This is a genomic window from Nocardia sp. CA-135953 (assembly GCF_050955735.1).
GTDB lineage: Bacteria > Actinomycetota > Actinomycetes > Mycobacteriales > Mycobacteriaceae > Nocardia.
Window position 1 is genome coordinate 4,305,796 of the sequence record NZ_CP192082.1, and the last position, 17,199, is coordinate 4,322,994.

Genomic DNA, 17,199 nt, shown 5'->3' on the forward strand with positions numbered 1-17,199 from the left:
TGCATAACGGCAGGTTGGAGCCCTGTGGGGGTTCAATTCGGGTTCAGCTGAGAAAATCCAAAGAAGCGGGTGCGTCGCCCCGGCGGATCAGCTCAGCCCGTTCGGTGACATCGTTATATGCAACGCAGGGCGCCGCACGCCGCGCTACGCATCCGCTGTAGGCACGAGGGTGTCGATGCGGGCATTGAACGGGAGCGGCTAAGTGTGTCGAGGATAGAAGCGCCTCGCCCGCGTTCCTGTTCCAGGACTTGGTACACCGACACCCGACTGCCGCCACGACCTCACTCGAGCGTTGATAGCCGCAACGGCGAGCATGTGGTGTGTGTAACGGCGCTGGCCTTCTCGCGACAGTAACTGCGGTCGCAGTTGTACGGCCGGATCATGTCGAAGTATCAGAAGAGGGGTGAAGCGGGGTGGCGCGGCGCAGGGGGTTCTTCGCGGAACTGCAGCACCAGCAGCGGCTGGCACAGCAACGGCAGGCGCAGCAGCAACGAGCAGCGATACGGGCGCACAACACGGCTGTGCGGGAGGCACAACGCTGCGCGCGGGAGCAGCAACGGGCAGTGGCAGCAGCCGTGCGCGCCTCGGCCGCCGAACGCGTAGCGGCGGAGAAGGCCGCGAAGCTCGCCCACATTGCTGCCCGGGAGGCAGAGGTTCGGGAGAAGAATGCACAGCTGGTCGTCACTTACGACGAGATCGACAACCTCCTCAACGCCACGTTAGAGGTCGATGACTGGGTCGACCTCGAGTCGCTGCGCGAGTCGGCCACCGACCTGCCGTTCGATCGTCCCGAATTGCTCACACCATCCCCGGCTCCCCGCTACCACGCACTGCCAGATCGCCCGATCTTCGTGCCACCGGTGCCACCATCAAGTCTGAGCAGCGCTCTGGGCGGAAACCGCAGGCACGCCGCCCAATTGGAGGCAGCGCAACGGGAATACCTGAACGTTGTGCAGCAGTGGCTGCTGACACTTACCCGGACGTGCGCAGCGAACGCAGAACTTCGCGTCGCTTGGCGACACCAAGAAGCCTCACGTGTCGCGGAGTTGGGCGATGCTCGTCGCCGACTCGAGCAAGCAAATGCCGACCGCCGCAGACAGGTCGAAGAATCGAACGCACGCTTGGACCGGCTGATCGCCGGATTACGCGACCGCCAGCCCGCGGCGATGGACGAATACGTCGGCATCGTGCTGGCCAACTCGATCTACCCCGAAACCTTCGAGGTGTCCTACGAGCACTCCTTCGATGCGGGCGACCGCGAATTACACATCACGGTCTTGGCTCCGCATCCCGATACCTTCCCGACAACGAAAGCGTTTCGCTACAACAAAACTACCGACGAAATCACTTCGGCCACTGTCGCGGCGGCCGAGGTCAAACGCCGCTACGCATCCGCGATCACGCAGACCGCGTTGCGGACAGTGCATGAAGTGTTCGAAGCCGACCGGGAAGAAATCATCGACAGCATCGCACTCACCGTCGCCGTCGATACCGTCGACGGCGCGACCGGACACGACGGCCGCATCGACCTCGTTCGGCTGGCTACCGACCGCGCAGATTTCCTGCCGATCGACCTCGCACGAGTGGATCCGCCAGCCACATTGGCTCACCTGGCCGCCGCGGTATCGAAAAACCCTTACGGGCTGGTGGCTTTGGCGAACCATGGAGTGCGCGGATGAACGACCCACAAGCCGTGATCGTCGGCCTGCGCAAGATGCTGGTCGTCAAGGAACGCGAAGCCGCCGACCTGCACGACCGCGTCCAAGAACTCACCGCACAGCTGCAGAACGGCCCGTCCTCGGCCGCTACACCGGCACAGACCCATCCCGAGCTGATCACCGTAGACGACGCTCTGGTGCTTCAGGAGGTGGGGATCTATGAATATCACCATCCATTGGAGAACGCCGAGAGCTACAAACAAGCCCTCGCCGAGCTGCGCGCCGACGTACGCGAAGCAGTCAAGACCAGCGAGGCCATCGTGGTGGCCAAGAAGTTCAGCTTCAACAACTCCCTCGCCGAAGGCCGCCGGTTGACCGCAGATCTGTCCAAGCTCATGCTGCGGGCATACAACGCCGAAGCCGAAAACTGCGTCCGAACCATACGCGCCGGCAACCTGGACACCGCCAAACGACGACTCGACAAAGCCGCCAAAGACATCGAAAAGCTCGGCGCGGCAATGCAAATGCACGTGTCACCGGCCTATCACGCGCTGCGGATCACCGAACTCGAACTCACCGCCGACTACATGATGAAGGTGCAACAAGAACGAGAAGCCGCCCGTGAGGAACGCGAACGCCTGCGCGAGGAACGCAAAGTCGAACAAGAACTCGCCGCCGAACGCGAACGGCTCGAGAAAGAACAAGCACACTACCGAGCCGTGCTGCAACGGCTCACCGCCACCGGACAAGACACCCGAGACATCGAAGCGCAACTCACCCGCATCACCGAGGCGATCACGCAGAACGACTACCGCGCAGCCAACATCCGCGCAGGCTACATCTACGTCATCTCCAACATCGGCGCCTTCGGACCCAACGTCGTCAAGATAGGGCTGACCCGCCGACTCGAACCACTCGACCGAGTCCGCGAACTCGGCGGAGCGTCGGTCCCCTTCCCCTTCGACGTCCACGCCGTCTACTTCTCCAACGACGCAGTCACACTCGAAAACCAACTCCACAAAGAATTCGGTGCAGCGCGACTGAACCACGCGAACCTGCGGCGCGAATTCTTCTTCGCCACACCGGAACAAGTACGCCGAGTCCTGGCGAAGAAAGTCGGCAACCTCCTCGACTACAACGACTCCCCCGAAGCCACCCAATACTTCCAATCCAAACGGTACTGGCCCGACCGTAGACAACAATAGACCACCAAGGGTCGACACTTCGGTTTACTGGCAGGAGGGGACGTTTGGTGCCGAAATGGCCTGCTGCGGTGTAGCTCCCGGATAGAGTCGAGTCCCACCCACGTCAGCCGAGGAAGCGAATGTCGAGCACCGCGTTGCGTAAGGGCGAGAACATTGCCCTCAACGGAGGGCATGTGTCCTTCTCCCTCACATCGGATCAGACCCCTATCGATGTTTCTGCGCTGCTACTCGGTCCAGGTGGGAAGGTGCGCGACGACAATGACCTCGTGTTCTACAACAACCCGACACGCCACGGTGTCGAAGTGGCCGGTACGACAGTGACAGTCGACCTCACGCGTGTTCCTCGTGACGTTGCCACCGTGGTGATTGTCGCGAGCATCGATCCGTTGAGTCCGGGGGCCGTCTTCACTCGCGCCCCACGGCTGGTCCTCACCCAAAACCCTGGACCGACAGTCGAATACACCGCACCGGACTTCACCGATAGGGAGACCGTCGTCGTCATCGCCGAGGCCTACCGCCGCAACGATGCCTGGAAGGTCCGGGCAGTGGGCCAGGGCTACGCCTCCGGTCTGGGTGGCTTGGCCAGTGACTATGGAGTCGATGTCGAGACCGATGAGAAGCCCGCCCAGGTCGGTGCGAGTACGCCATCGGGTTCCAGGACACCGACCGAGCTCGCGAAGGTCACCGAAATCGCGCCCGGGTTGCTGCCGGTGGCGACCGAAGCGAACCGGGCACTGGCGGATGCGGGAATGGGTAGCCGACGCGCTGCGGTGTATTTGGTTCTCGACCACAGCTACGACATGCGAGAACTGTATGAGTCGTTCACCGTGCAGGCGTTTGCTGAGCGAATTCTGGCTTTGGCGGCGAACCTCGACGACGACGGCACCGTCCCTGTGGTGTTCTCGGGTCGGCACGAACCCTTCGTAGAGGACCTCAGTCTGCAGAACTACCGGGGCAGGATCGGGCAATTGCACACCCAGGTCGACTGGGGCTGGTCGCAAGTCGACGAGGCGATGCGTTGCGTGCTCAATCACTACCAGGAGTCGGGGGCAGCTGATCCTGCGTTGGTCATCGTCCAGGTGGGAGACGAGCCCGACGATAAGGCGGCGGTGCGGACGCTGCTGCAGAATTCCGCGATGCTGGGAGTGTTCTGGATCTTTATCGGGTTCGGCCGAGGGAAGATGGCATTCTACAAGAACCTCAACTCCTCGACCACGGCAACCTTCCGCAACGTCGCGTTCTACAACACCGGAAAGAATCCAGGCGCAGTCCCGGGTGAACAGTTCTACGCGGAGCTGGTCCGCGGCTTCAGCACGTGGTCTCGAGCCCAGGGTTGAGTCCGGCCGATTCGATGTGCGTTATGACGGACTACTCATCGCAGTAGAGAAGGCAGCTACTTTGAGTTCTTCCTATCGGTTATGGGCCAAATCGCGGTACTTCTCATACCACGCTCTCGACGTCGATGAGGAGCACGTATCGGCAATCCACCGTCTGTTGGACGATACGGACGAGTCTCGGACTGTCGAGGTCCAATTGATCACCGAACCGGATGGGCCGCGAGGCCCTGCGGCGATCTCCGTTCGCGCGGGAGAGCGGACGATCGGCTACCTCCCCGACTACACAGCCTCCAAATGGTCCGGTATCGTCAATCGGGTTCTTGCTTCGGGTTTTGTCCCTACGAGCGATGTCGACATCGACATGTACGACGAAAACGGCGTCCTCACATCTACGCCTACTGTGTCGGTCATGCTCGGAAACCCGGCTTATGCAATTCCTATGAATGACCCCCCGAGGGTTCCATACACCATTCTTCCGCGGTCTTCTGTCGTCTATATGACCGAGCGAGAAGTGGATCTTCATACGTTGCGAAGGTTCGTCCGCAGCACTAGGCCCGGTCTGCTGTTCGTTACGCTGCACGAAAACACCGCAGTCACCTGCGCAGAACCGCGCGTGGAGGTACGGATCAATGAAGAGCGAATCGCGCAGCTCAACCCGCAAATGAGCCAGCGTTTCCACTCGATGATCCTGCATCTCAATAAACGCGGACTGGTCGCCACGTGCCTGGCCTACGCTACAAGCGCCGCTAAGGCCGTTACAAAGATCTGTATCGAGATCGACGAAGCACCACAAGAGATGCTGGACGCGCCACCGGTCACCTTCCCGCCGCTACCTCCAGCGCGGGCTGATCCGCTCGCGTATGACCTGACCCCCATGCGAGCTCTGCTGGCACCTCCTCCGCCCATGCCTGCCGTTATGCGCCCTTCTCCACAGGAACCTGACGAGGGATCGGTCGTGCGCTTCAAAAGGACCGGACTATTCCGTCAGTACAATTTCGTTGCGGTGCGCCGTGGTGACCATTGGGAGACAACGGCGACCAGCGACACCTGGGTAATCACCCAGCAGATGAAATGGGACGCCCTGACAGCTCGGGCTCGCACGTTCGAGATCGCTACCTCCTGGGCTCCTGCCGATCTCCACGAAGATGCGCGGACGCCCGAACATCGGTCGGTGATTCGGTTCATTACCGGCCGAGGGCATCTCGCGGCTGCAGTCAACATATTCGGCGACTGGTACACGACGATCACGGAAAGTATGGCTAGGCAGCTACCGATCGACGGTGTCGATGCGTGGTCGACTATTGTCCAGCACGGCGAACAGATTTTGCTGGCCCGTGATTGGAAACCACTCAATCCGACCGTGGCGTCGGACACCTGACCTCGATTCCATTTACCCAGCTCTCTCGGTGTTACCCAAACTGCGGTCTGGGTTGCGCCCCATGCCGACAAGAAGCTGTCGAGTGCCAGAAGAACGGGCATGTTGCCAGATTCGCAGCAGCTCAATGACATCCACCTGCGCACCGTCATCACCGCACCGGCCCGGCATGAGACCGCGACGGCGATCCGATTGCTAGAACCCTTGCAGAACAATGGATTCGGCGATGGAGCGGTGTCCGTGACAAGCGGGTTCGGTCAGCTGTGTTCAGCGCGTTCCGCTGGCCGGCGTTACCAGCCGGGATGCAAGCTGGCGCGCTGCCGTTCCAGTGCCTGCTGTGCCGTGTTGAGGGTGTGTTCGATCGCCATCCAAAGTGGCGCGGTTAACCACGCCAAAATTCCAGGGCGAGGGTGTATCCGAGTCACAGGCGACGACGCACCACAGTGCGGCGGGATTCATTGTCCAGGCGACGAGGAATCCCGCCACGGTGACAGGCTGATCCGAACGTAGCCCAGCGACAGGGACGCTGTTATCGAAAGTGCGACGGTCCGGGGTGACGGCGGCGACCATGGAGGTCAGTGCGCGGGACCATCCTCGCGTCGGCCGAGTCCCAGGAAGGAACGTCACCGCGCACCGGGTCAGGCGCATCCCCGCTTGCAGCACGGTGAGCGCGAACGCAGCGGGTACCTGCTCCCAGGTGGAGCGAGGAAGGTTTGCGAGGTCGTGGATGGCATTCGGTTTGATGGTGAGGCCGAGGCGGTCGCGGGCGATGGCAACGAGATTGTTGTGGTGGCCCAGGCGGTGCATCGAGTTGCGGCAGATAGTCGGGCTGACGGACATCAGCGGGAACCTTCATCGCATGCTCGGCGTTGATCTCGCGGAGATTGCTCGGGTATTGCCGATTTGAGATGAGGTGTGGTGAAAGCGCGCATCCGTACCAGCCCCGATATCGGCTGGCCAAATGTAGAACGCCGGTGCCGAGGGCGATTCCAGGCCGCCGCTGGTACTGCGTACTTCGTAATCGGTTCGGATGTCGAACTTGTCGAGCGGCTGAATCGGCGACGCCGGGTCAGTCTCGGGTGGTGGTGGGCGTGAGTCCGCGGCGAGGTGGAGAGTCCGACAAGATCGGCAATAGTTACGAGGCACTGTGGACTGCCTCCCGTCTGCTGGAAGTGCTTGCCGGTGAAGTGGAATGGGTCCGGCCGGAGCCGCTCGGCGATCTGGGTAAGCATGTCGAGTTCGTTCTCAAGCGGCGTGACGGCATCATCGAGGCTCATCAGGTCAAGCGGCAGTCCCGTAACAACAACGAATGGACCGTCGGAGCACTGACCACGCTGAAGATCTGGACGACGGCGGGCCATCACGCCGATCGTGGCCACGAGTTCCATTTCGTATCGATGGTCCCGTTCCGCAAATTGCAGGAGTTGACCGACCGCATACGTAACTCCGATGACTACCGGTCCTTCGTCGCGGAAGCGTTGCCGCCCGACCTGTCGGATTTGTTCACGACGTTGGCAGGGAAGTACCCGACTCCCGAGGATACCTACCGGATTCTCCGGCAGTTCCGTCTCCATCTGGTCGACGATATGGAGATCAGCCGTCACATCACTGTCCTGACTCAATGTCTGCTCGAGGGCGGAACCGGGCAACAGGGTGTGTCGGCATTGTGCGAAATCGCCGGAGGCTGCTTCGACATCACGCTGACCGCGGACCGGATTCTCGAGAAGCTGCGCCCCGACTTTCGTCGTCGCTTGGTCGCCAATCGGCAGAGTATCGAGGAGCTGGTGCGAGCTAGAACTGGTGATTGGCTCGGGATGGTCGGCAGGCAGTTGTTCCAGCCGGAGATTCCGCGGCAAGAGACAGCGGGGTTACGGTCCGTCATCGGGGGCGAGGAGAAGGTTTGTTTTCTGGTCGGCGAGGCGGGTGGTGGGAAGACAGCGGTCTTGCATCAAGTCGTGACCGGCCTTGTTGCCGAGCAGGTGCCGACTCTGGTGATACGGCTGGATCGCTACGAAAGTCTCGATTCCACCGATGAACTTGGCCGGAAGCTGGAACTCGGCATGTCCCCAGTCGCGGCGTTGGCAGCCGCGGCCGATGGTGGTCTGGCTGTTCTGGTTGTGGATCAGCTGGATGCGGTGAGTCTGGTGTCGGGTCGGCTTCCTGACAATTTCGATGTCATCGCTGCCATGATCGACGAGGCAGCTGCCTTCCCGAATCTCCGGGTGGTTCTCGGCTGCCGCAAATTCGATGTCGACAACGACGACCGTATCCGCAGCTTGAGAAGCCTCGAAACCGCGTCGGTGACGGTATCGACGCTGACGAACGATCAGATCGACGCGGCCGTGGCTGAATTCGGTCTCGCCGCAGGCGCGCTCAGTGCTCGGCAGCGAGATGTTTTGCGGCTTCCGCTGCATCTGGGGCTTCTCGCTACGGTCGCGCGGGAGCCCGGGGCGTTGGATTTCACGACCGGACTGTCGTTGTTCGATGCCTATTGGGTTTACAAACGCCGGGCGGCGCAGCGTCGTCGCGAGGGAGTTCGGTTCGGTGAGGTGCTCGGCCGCTTGGCGGAGGTGATCAGCGAACGGCAGCAGTTGTCGGTGCCGATGCGAGTTCTCGACGGCGCGGACCTTTCCGGTCACGCGGAGATCCTGATCTCCGAGCAGCTCCTAGTGCTGGATGGGCAACAGGTTTCGTTCTTCCATGAGGCACTGTTCGACTACGCCGGGGACGGCACGCACCACAGCAGCAACGAGGCCGGATACGACGGAAAATCAGGGCGGTGGCGTGGCCATAGCTGGTAATCGGCTTCAATCTGTTACCAACCGGCCAACAGGAAACCGTCGGTCAGACCCTTCCCATCTTCACAGTGCCCCGCAGAGGGCACCAACCCTGCGACCCATCTCCGCAGTTCAGCGGGTGTACCTGACCCGCACATCGCTTCCGGATCGCCGAAGAAGCCGAAAACGTGCAGGTCAAACAGTTGCCCTGGTACGCGTGTCGGAGGACGCACCTGCGACACTGCGGACCAGAACCATCACGCCGCCGCCACTATTCGCCGATGACCAGCAGTTTTCGCTGGGATAGCACGTGTGCGTAGTGGTCAAGTCCCCCTCCGGACACAGATTCGTCGTTGATCAGCGAGTGGCGCAAGCAGCGCGACGCGGGGCTGCTGGCCGGGAAGAAGCCGGGCGAGAAGATCGGGAAACCCGCCACCGAGCAGGCCGAGATCGCGCGGCTGCGCCGGGAGAACGAGCGGTTGAACAAGCGCCTGTCGACCACCGAAACCGCCCGGGACATCATGGGAAAAGCACACGCGCTCTTGCAGACTCTGTCCGAGAGCGCGGATTCCGACGCGCAGCGCAAGAAACGCTGAGCGCAGCGTATGCCGCGCTGACCGCCGGTGGTGTGGCCACCAGGGTGGCCGCGGTGTTGACCGGGCTGGTGCGTTCCACCGCGATGCGCCGCCGTCGGGCCGCGACGGCACCCACACCGCCCGTGTCGTCGGCACGGGCGAGTGATCCGGTCAACAAGCTGACTGCGCTGGAGCGGCGCCGAATCCTGGAGGTCCTCAACAGTTCTCGGTTCGTCGACCTGGCGCCGTTGCAGATCTATGCCCAACTGCTCGACGAGGGCACCTACCTGTGTTCGGTGTCCACGATGTATCGAGTATTGCGGGAGAACAAGCAGGTCCGTGAGCGTCGCCGCCTGGCGCGGCATCCGGCGAAGGTGTGTCCGGAGCTGGTCGCGTCCGCGCCCCGGCAGGTGTATTCGTGGGACATCACCAAGCTCGCCGGCCCGGTGAAGGGCAAGTATTTCGACGCCTACGTGATGATCGACATCTACTCCCGCTACATCGTCGGCGTTCATGTCCATACTCACGAATCCGGTGTCCTGGCAACGGAATTGATGAACGAGATCTTCGGTATCCACGGCATCCCGCAGGTCATGCACGCCGATCGGGGCACGTCGATGACGTCCAAGACCGTCGCCACGCTGCTGGCCGATCTCGAGGTCACCCGGTCGCATTCGCGGCCACGGGTGTCCAATGACAACCCTTTTTCGGAGGCGCTGTTCAAGACTCTGAAATACGGTCCGGAGTTCCCTGAGCGCTTCGGATCACTCACCGAGGCAAGGTAATTCATGGATTCCTTTGCCCACTGGTACAACCACGAACATCGCCACACCGGCATCGGCCTGCATACCCCCGCCGATGTCCACTGCGGGCTCGCAGCAGACAGGGCAGCCGACCGGCGAGCGGTGCTCGCCGCGGCTCGCGCCCGGCATCCTCATCGCTTCGCTGCCACGACACCACCGAAGATCCTCGCGCTACCCGACACCGTTTGGATCAACCAACCTGCCCAGGAGACCGATACAACAGCCGCATAACACACCCAATGGTCTCATTCGGCTTGAAAAATTCCGGATCGGCGTCAGTCACGGCTCACAGTGGCCGCGGCGACGCGCGACCACCACGCTCCGGATGCTGGCGAATGACCTGGCGGCTGTGGTGTCCATGTCTCGGAGAGCAGCGTGGTGCCGGTCTCGCACCCGGTCGGCAGCATCGTCGCCCAAGCTTTCGCCGAGTATCATCCAGTCCTCTTCCGAAAGCTCGCGGGTTCGGTGTGGTTCAACGCCGCTGCCGAGGTCCCCGAGTTCCGGTCGCTGCCCGGCTATTTTCTCTCCGCCTCGCATGCACACTTAGTTGGTTACGTCGAGGCCCGCTGGATGTCGTCGCCGCTGGCGGGTATGCCGTATCGGAATCACGATTCCGCCAGATGAGCCGAAAGTATCGATCGAAGGCCCAGTTGGTAACCGGCGCACGCGGGAGCGACCTGCGCGTGTTGGCCGCCCTCGTCGCCGATCTCACGGCGTTTCAGCTGTCCACGCAGGTCACCACCACCCTTCAGGCGGTACCGGCACTGGTTGTCGCCGCCGAGCGCGATGTGGTCGTCCCGGCAAGCCAAGTTCCCACCTTCAATGAGTACGTACCGCGAGTCGCCCGAGCAGTATCCCTCGGCGCGCCCGACGAGCCTACGTGCCCTGCTGGCGTCGGCTCAGCGCGCGCTGGCCCGACTGAGCACTCGATGAACCAACCGCCCTCGAACTCCAGGAACCCAACGAAGACAAAACTGGGATTGTTCATTTGTCGGAAAGCCCGGGTTCGACTTTCCGGGTTCAACATCGGACCTATCTGCTGTCGGGCGACACCAAGGTGATATCGATCGGTGCAGCCCAGCCGCGCGGCGGCGAACATGATCTCATCAGGCCAGCTTTGCAATGTATGCCCTTGTACTGTACGGGCTTTCGCGCCACTCGCTACCAGTCGACCAGCAGTTCGGTCAGACCGCCGTTGAGTCTGTCTCCGTCCAGGGTCGCCTCTTCGATCGCGCGGACGAGTCGCAGATCGGGCAGGCGTCGGGGCATGGCGGTGAAGATGACGTTCAGTTCGGCGCGAGCGAGGTTGGCGCCGATGCAATAGTGGGCGCCATGCCCGAAGGCGATGTGCGGGTTGGGATTTCGAGTGGGGTCGAAGGTGTTGGGCTGGTCGAAGATGCCGGGATCCCGGTTCGCGGCCGCGGGCGCGATGATGACCAGGTCGCCCTGCTCGATGGTGGCGCCTTCGATCTGGACCCGTTCGAGGGCGTGGCGGGGATGAATGGCGTTGTCGGATGGTGCGGCCATGCGCAGGATCTCCTCGACCGTACCCGGGACCAGATCGGGGTGCTCGCGCAACCGCTGGTACCGGTCGGGTTCCGCGAGCAGGAACATGGTCCCGAAATCAATGCGTCCTACGGTGGTGGTCTGGCCGGCGAACAACAGCACCGCAACGGTTCTGGCGATCACGGAATCGTCGAAGCCCTCGTCGAGTTGGGCGGCGATGAGATCGGTGAGTACATCGTTGCCCGGCTCGCGACGTTTGCGCCGCACCAAGTCCATCATGTACCCGAACAGGCCATCGGTCGCCGCGACACCCGCTTCCGGATCGGTCAACAGCGCGATATCGTCGCACCAGCGCAGGAAGTGGGCGCGGTCGTCGAACGGTACGCCGAGTATTTCGCAGATCACCAGGACGGGTAGGGGCACCGAGAACTGCTGGTGCAGATCGAGCGGGCGCTGCTGTTCGGTCAGTGCGGTGAGGCAGTCCTCGACCAGTTCTTCGATTCTGCTCTTCAGCCGTTGCATCCGATGCGCCGAGAACGCGGGGGCCAGTAGCCGTCGCACCATGGCATGGGTGGCCGGTTCGCCCGATCTGTCCTTCGGTACGTGCGCGCCGGAGGCCGAGGTGGTGAATTTGCGGTCCTCAGCGGGATTCTCGGGATGAACCCGGATCAATCGCGGATCCGCGAACAGGCGCTTCGCTACGTGATAGTCGGTGACCAGCCATGCGGCGTAACCGGCTTGGGTGCGGATCCGTGCGATCGGGCCCTGCTGGCGCAGTTCGTCATAGAGCGGAGCGAGTTCCAGCGGACTGGTGCGTGGGAACGGAAGCCGTGGTGGCGAGTCGGTTTTCAGCATGCAGAGCCTCCTTGGATCACGCGCTGTTCAGTCCTGTTTCACGAGTTGGAAGCGCCAGGCGGCGGGGATCTTCGACGAGGTCATGAACGCGCGAATCGGCCGCTGCGCGAGAGGCACCTCACCCACCGAGCTCTTCATCTCGTCGTTGGGTATCTTTTCGGCGCTGACGAGTTCCCAGGACGGAAACCGACGGGTGAGTTCCTCGGCGGTCATGCCGACTTCCCCGAAGGCTTCCCGACCCCAGATCCACAGCACCGCATGCGGTGCCGCGAAGGCGGTCACTACCTCCGCGTATGCGTCCCGCGCCGACCACGGCACACTGTGCAGGCAGCCGAAATCGACGAAAAGAGTAAAGTCGGAACCGATGTCGTCCGTGTCGAGTTTCAGGATGTCGGCGTGGACGAACCGTATCCCGGTCACCTCCTCGGCGCGGGCTCTCTCCTGCGCCTTCGAGATCGCCTCTTCCACCATGTCGACGCCGGTCACCCGCCAACCGTGCCGGGCGAGATAGACGGAGTTGCGGCCGGTGCCGCAGCCGAGATCCAAGGCGCGCCCGGCAGGTAAAGCCGTTGGACCCTCGATCAATTCGACGAGGCCACGGTCCACGTCGAATGTATCCCAGAAGGCCAGGCCGAGACGGTAATACATCTCGTATGGCAGCGTGCTGGTGGAGATCTTCTTCACGGTTCGCTCTTCCTCTCCGCCGACGCGTCGTGACGCGTTCCGTCTTGCCGGGCGCGCCGGACTGTGCGGGCGCGGGGGTCGATGCGTTCGCGGCGGAACGCCTCGTTCGCGATATTCGGGTAGCGCCAGCAGGCCGGGGCGAATCGCTCCCACAGAGGACTCAGCATGCGGCTGGTCGCACAGACAAGGGAATACAACCGTTCCTCGCGCGCGGACCAGTTGATCTGCAAATGCTCGCGCAGATCGGCCGGCGTTCCACCGATGGTCAGGAAGAGCAGCACGGCGGCGAAGGCGTTCCAGAGACGGGGCGGGACTCTCGTTCCCGGCGGCCGCGGTAACGTCCTGGTGTTCAGCCTGCGCGCCACCAGCTGCGCGCCGATACTCTTGCGGCTCTCTTCGCGCAGCGTACGGCCGAAGTACTCCTCGAATTCGACCCAGCTACCGGGAGTGTCCCTCGGCAGCTCCACGCCCCACATCGAGTACAGCTGGAGACTCTCCTGGAATAGTGCCTCTTTTTCCTCCGGTGACAGCCGGCGTACGAACCGGTCCACACCGACCACGAGATGGTCGAGAAATGTCGCGTGCGCGAAGAAGAACGTATCGGCATCGAGCGAATGGTAACGGCCGCCGCCCGGCATTCGGCCGGACAACGGTTTGTGGAAGTTTCGGATCTGGAGTGCGCGTTTGCGCGCCTCGTCCGGCGCACCATAGACGGTCTCGAATATCGGCAGGAAGGCGACTTTCAGCCGCTCGACGGGTCCGTGGGCCCGTGAGTGCTCCATCCCCGATTGCGCGAACTGGGGGTACGCGGCCTGGGTGACCGCACTGCGCAGTGCAATCCCGAAATGTCGGTAATCACCCATGTAGCGCCAGGTGAGCGATTGTGGGGACAACGGACGCTGGCACAACTGCGAGCGCTTCATGCTCGAATCCCTGGCCCGCTCAGGAACAGCGGAGACCCCCGCGCCGGTCCGCGGCTCCGCATTGCTCGCCGGCTCGTCGTCATTGTCGCCGCCGTCGAGGAATGCGGTGATCTCCATTCTTTGACGGTACCGGAGCCGAATGTTCACTGCAATGTCTGGGCCACAACGGCATTCGCATTGTCCAACAATGTGTCCGACGCATTTTCCGACGACGCGAGTGTCTCGCCCGGCCGGAATGCGGCGATCACGGAATCGATCGTCGCGACGCGGCCGTGCGCACCGTGTATCGCGCCGGAGAACACCACGTTGTTGCCGAGCACACGTTCCAGCACGACCTCGTGTCGCACCACATCGCCCGGATAGACGAGCATCTCGAACACGCAATCACTGAGCACGGCGACCATGCCGACGCCGTCGAGCGTCTCGCCCCGGTCGCGCGTGGATGCCAGCCACAGTAACGCGCCGCTCTGCGCGAACGACTCGACCAACAATGTCTCCGGATAGCGGAAAGCAGCCTGCGGCGCATTCTCGGGCAGGTCTGCATAGCACGGTTCCGCTCCGGAGATCGCCTTGATTGTCTCGATCCGCTCGCCCTCGGCGTAGCTGAGCACGCGATCCACCAAAAGGATCGGATGCCGGTGTGGCAGAAGCGATCTGATATCACTGTGCGTCAGCATCGACGACCTCTTCCGGTGCGAAGGTCAGGCGGACGGTGGCCGCGGCGACGCCGTCACCGCGAAGGCAGCGCGCTCGCACCCGGATCCGGCCGATCTGCTCGTCCATCGTGAATGTGCCGTGCACGAGCAGACGATCGCCGGGCCGCACCGGTGCCGTGAAACGACCGGAGCGCAGGCAATGCAGCCGCCACGCACGACCGGGGAACGCGTCGGCCAGCGCCGCAAGGGCCGCGCGCACGACATTCTCGACGATGAAGACCCCGGGATAGATCGAATAGTCGGGGTAGTGGCCGCACTGATAGGGATCATCCGCCACGATCGCCCGCTCGGCCTCGAATTCGCCCTGCCGCCCGGTCCGGACGGCGAACCGGCGCAGCGGAATCGGTGAAGCCTTCGCGGCGGCCGCCATCACAGGGTCATCCCGCCATCGATGCGGATCACCTGGCCGGTGATGAACGCGGCGGCGTCCGAGACCAGAAAACCGACCAACTCGGCGACCTCCTCCGGGCGGCCGAAACGACGCAGCGTGATCGCGGCCAGCGCCTTCTCCCTGGCCACGTCCGCGACCCCGGCGGTCATATCGGTCTCGATCCAGCCCGGCGCCACCACGTTGACCCGTATTCCGAAGGCGCCCAGTTCCTTTGCCAGGGACCGACTCATGCCGTCGATACCACCCTTGGCCGCGGCGTAGTTGCTCTGGCCCGCGCTACCGCGCTCCCCCGCCACCGAGGAGATATTGACGATGACGCCCTTCTTCTGCTTGATGAACATGAACGCGAGTCGTCGGCAGAAATGAAAGGTGCCGGTCAGATTCGTGTCCAGCACCGTCGTCCAGTCCGCGACCGAAAGCAGCGCCAGCGGTTTGTCCCGGATGATCCCGGCCGAGTTGACCAGGACCTCGATCGGCCCGAGCGCCTCGCCGACTTCGTCGACGAACTCCCCGACCGAGTCGTCGTCGGTGACGTCGCACCGGCGATAGTGGCATTTCCGGCCCGCTTCCGTGACGGCCGCCGCGACCTCGCGCGCGGCGGCCTCGTCGGAGCGATAGCACAGCGCGATGTCGTGCCCGGATCGCGCCAGGCGCACGGCGACGGCCCGCCCGATACCCCGTGATCCGCCGGTCACGAGCGCGGCACCTCGGTCCTCGGTCATCTGCGTTGCCTTTCTCGGGCAATTGCCCATCGTGTTGCGCCGGTCGTCAGCTACCCCGGGTGGGAAGCCTTGGACAGCCCGGGACCCGGCGACCGTCCGGCCTCGGCCCGGGCGGCCGCGATCTCTTCCCGACCGGCCAGACGCGTGTCGCGCAATAACAGTGCCGCGACCAGACTCACTGCGGCGCAGATGGTTCCGGCCCAGAACACACCGCTGATACCGGCGGCGACGCTTTCGCGGACCGCGTCCTGGACCGGTTCCGCAAGCGTGTGCAGGTGCGCCGGTGAGAGATCGGCGCGGCCGGTCAGCTCCGCCTGGTCGAGATCGGCGTGGCTGCGCGCGTTGTCGTCGAATCGGATCGCGTAGATCGTGCCGAGCACCGCGGCTCCCAGCGACATGCCGATCGTCCGCAGATAGGTGCTCACCCCCATCGCCGCACCCATATCGCGGAGCTCGACGCTGTTCTGTGCCACCAGTGTGGGGACCTGCAGAACACATCCCATTCCGATACCGAGCACGACCATGAACAGGATCGCCGCCAGCTGGCCGGTGTCGGAGTCGAGCTGGGCGAGCCCGAACATGCCGACCCCAGCGACAGCCGAACCGATGACCGGATAGATCCGCACTCGCCGCGTGCGCGAAATCAGTTGCCCCACCACAATGCTCACGATGACGATCGGTGCCATTACCGGCAGCAGCAGCAATCCGCTGCTGGTCGCCGAGACACCATGCACCAGTTGTTGGTACTGCGGCAGGAATGCCGCCGCCGTCACCATGGTCAGCCCGGCGACGAAGGTGAGCACGCCGGCCAGCGCGAAATCCCGGTTGATGATGACGGGTAAGGGCATCACCGGTTCCGCCGCTTCGCGTTCCACCGCGACGAACGCACCGATCCCGATGACGGTGACGGCCGCGAGCACAATGATCGGCCAGGAACCCCAGCTATAGCGGGTGCCCGCCCAGCTGCCGATCAGCACCAGCGAGCTGGTCCAGACCGCGAGCAGCAGCATGCCCCACCAGTCGATGACGATCTCGGGCCGTTCGCGGGTGGGCAACCGGAGGGTGAACCAGACGGTCAGCAACACCACCGCGCCCAGTGGCAGATTGACGTAGAACGCCCATCGCCAGGACGCGTTGTCGGTGATCCAGCCGCCCGCCAAGGGGCCACCCAGCAGCGCGATCGGCGTGACCGCCATCAGCAGACCCTGGTACTTGGCCCGTTCGGCGGGCGCGACCACAGCACCCATGATGGCCATCCCGCCGACCACGAGGCCGCCCGCGCCGATGCCCTGCACACCCCGAAAGATGATGAGCTGCACCATATTCTGCGCCGCCCCGCTCAGCGCCGAACCGATGAGGAACACCAGGATCGATGCCATCCAGGTCCGTTTGTGGCCGACCAGATCGCCGACCTTGCCCAGCAGCAGCATCGAGATCGCCGAGGTCAGCGCGAATGCGGTGAATACCCAGGAAAGCTGCTGCGGGCCACCGAGTTCACCGACGATCGTCGGCAACGCGGGACCGACGATCGTATTGTCCAACATCGCCAGTAGGAGGGCCAGCAACAGACTGATCAGGATCGGAATGATCTCGCGAGAACCATTGCGGCGCACCGAGTTCTCGGCTCGAGACGATGACTGCTGAGCGTTCATACGCTGCTCTTCTCTCATCC

The 17,199-nt window shown here is 63.2% G+C and carries 14 protein-coding genes and 1 pseudogene; 7 read left to right on the forward strand and 8 right to left on the reverse strand.

The window, feature by feature from the left end; translation table 11 throughout:
* The first annotated feature begins 413 nt into the window (after window positions 1-413).
* The 4 genes from ACQPXH_RS20090 (at window position 414) to ACQPXH_RS20105 (ending at window position 5,578) form a co-directional block, all read left to right on the forward strand.
* Entirely contained in the window at window positions 414-1,679 is a 1,266-nt protein-coding gene (locus ACQPXH_RS20090; protein ID WP_433598074.1) for a hypothetical protein, read from the forward strand.
* The gene (locus ACQPXH_RS20095) at window positions 1,676-2,863 is read left to right on the forward strand and encodes a DUF4041 domain-containing protein (RefSeq protein WP_433598075.1); all 1,188 of its coding nucleotides are present in this window, start codon (window positions 1,676-1,678) and stop codon (window positions 2,861-2,863) included. The genes ACQPXH_RS20090 and ACQPXH_RS20095 overlap by 4 nt, the downstream gene beginning before the upstream one ends.
* Window positions 2,864-2,982: 119 nt before the next feature.
* Window positions 2,983-4,200, forward strand: coding sequence for a VWA domain-containing protein (locus tag ACQPXH_RS20100; protein WP_433598076.1), 1,218 nt, complete (start codon window positions 2,983-2,985; stop codon window positions 4,198-4,200).
* A 16-nt stretch (window positions 4,201-4,216) separates the two neighbouring features.
* Complete coding sequence (locus ACQPXH_RS20105) at window positions 4,217-5,578, forward strand: hypothetical protein (protein WP_433598077.1); 1,362 nt, start codon at window positions 4,217-4,219, stop codon at window positions 5,576-5,578.
* 264 nt (window positions 5,579-5,842) lie between these two features.
* On the opposite strand, the gene ACQPXH_RS20110 is transcribed toward ACQPXH_RS20105, so the two are convergent.
* Window positions 5,843-6,415: a hypothetical protein gene (locus tag ACQPXH_RS20110; RefSeq protein ID WP_433598078.1), complete on the reverse strand. Its 573-nt coding sequence runs from the start codon at window positions 6,413-6,415 to the stop codon at window positions 5,843-5,845.
* Window positions 6,416-6,666: 251 nt separating this feature from the next.
* On the opposite strand from ACQPXH_RS20110, the gene ACQPXH_RS20115 reads away from it, so the two are divergent.
* The 3 genes and pseudogenes from ACQPXH_RS20115 (at window position 6,667) to ACQPXH_RS20125 (ending at window position 10,354) form a co-directional block, all read left to right on the forward strand.
* Window positions 6,667-8,376 carry a hypothetical protein gene (locus ACQPXH_RS20115; protein WP_433598079.1) on the forward strand — a complete coding sequence of 570 codons (1,710 nt, stop codon included), beginning with the start codon at window positions 6,667-6,669 and terminating at the stop codon, window positions 8,374-8,376.
* Window positions 8,377-8,699: 323 nt separating this feature from the next.
* Window positions 8,700-9,961, forward strand: a pseudogene (locus ACQPXH_RS20120) (IS3 family transposase); the annotation flags it as partial.
* Between the two features lie 144 nt (window positions 9,962-10,105).
* A complete protein-coding gene (locus tag ACQPXH_RS20125; protein ID WP_433598080.1) occupies window positions 10,106-10,354 on the forward strand; it encodes a hypothetical protein in 249 nt (82 codons plus the stop codon).
* A 537-nt stretch (window positions 10,355-10,891) separates the two neighbouring features.
* On the opposite strand, the gene ACQPXH_RS20130 is transcribed toward ACQPXH_RS20125, so the two are convergent.
* Genes ACQPXH_RS20130 through ACQPXH_RS20160 form a run of 7 tightly spaced genes read right to left on the reverse strand, consistent with a single transcriptional unit; the run spans window position 10,892 to window position 17,179 of the window.
* Window positions 10,892-12,091, reverse strand: a complete 1,200-nt coding sequence (locus tag ACQPXH_RS20130) for a cytochrome P450 (protein WP_433598081.1) — start codon at window positions 12,089-12,091, stop codon at window positions 10,892-10,894.
* Between the two features lie 27 nt (window positions 12,092-12,118).
* A complete protein-coding gene (locus ACQPXH_RS20135) occupies window positions 12,119-12,775 on the reverse strand; it encodes a class I SAM-dependent methyltransferase (protein ID WP_433598082.1) in 657 nt (218 codons plus the stop codon).
* Window positions 12,772-13,815: an oxygenase MpaB family protein gene (locus ACQPXH_RS20140; RefSeq protein WP_433598083.1), complete on the reverse strand. Its 1,044-nt coding sequence runs from the start codon at window positions 13,813-13,815 to the stop codon at window positions 12,772-12,774. Before ACQPXH_RS20140 ends, ACQPXH_RS20135 begins: the two co-directional genes overlap by 4 nt.
* Before the next feature lie 26 nt (window positions 13,816-13,841).
* Window positions 13,842-14,375, reverse strand: a complete 534-nt coding sequence (locus ACQPXH_RS20145; protein WP_433598084.1) for a 3-hydroxyacyl-ACP dehydratase FabZ family protein — start codon at window positions 14,373-14,375, stop codon at window positions 13,842-13,844.
* Window positions 14,359-14,784 (reverse strand): hypothetical protein, encoded by a 426-nt coding sequence (locus tag ACQPXH_RS20150; RefSeq protein WP_433598085.1) that lies wholly within the window; start codon window positions 14,782-14,784, stop codon window positions 14,359-14,361. Before ACQPXH_RS20150 ends, ACQPXH_RS20145 begins: the two co-directional genes overlap by 17 nt.
* Window positions 14,784-15,527: a 3-oxoacyl-ACP reductase FabG gene (gene fabG, locus ACQPXH_RS20155; protein WP_433598086.1), complete on the reverse strand. Its 744-nt coding sequence runs from the start codon at window positions 15,525-15,527 to the stop codon at window positions 14,784-14,786. Before fabG ends, ACQPXH_RS20150 begins: the two co-directional genes overlap by 1 nt.
* Window positions 15,528-15,577: 50 nt before the next feature.
* Window positions 15,578-17,179, reverse strand: coding sequence for an MDR family MFS transporter (locus ACQPXH_RS20160; RefSeq protein WP_433598087.1), 1,602 nt, complete (start codon window positions 17,177-17,179; stop codon window positions 15,578-15,580).
* Window positions 17,180-17,199: the final 20 nt, after the last annotated feature.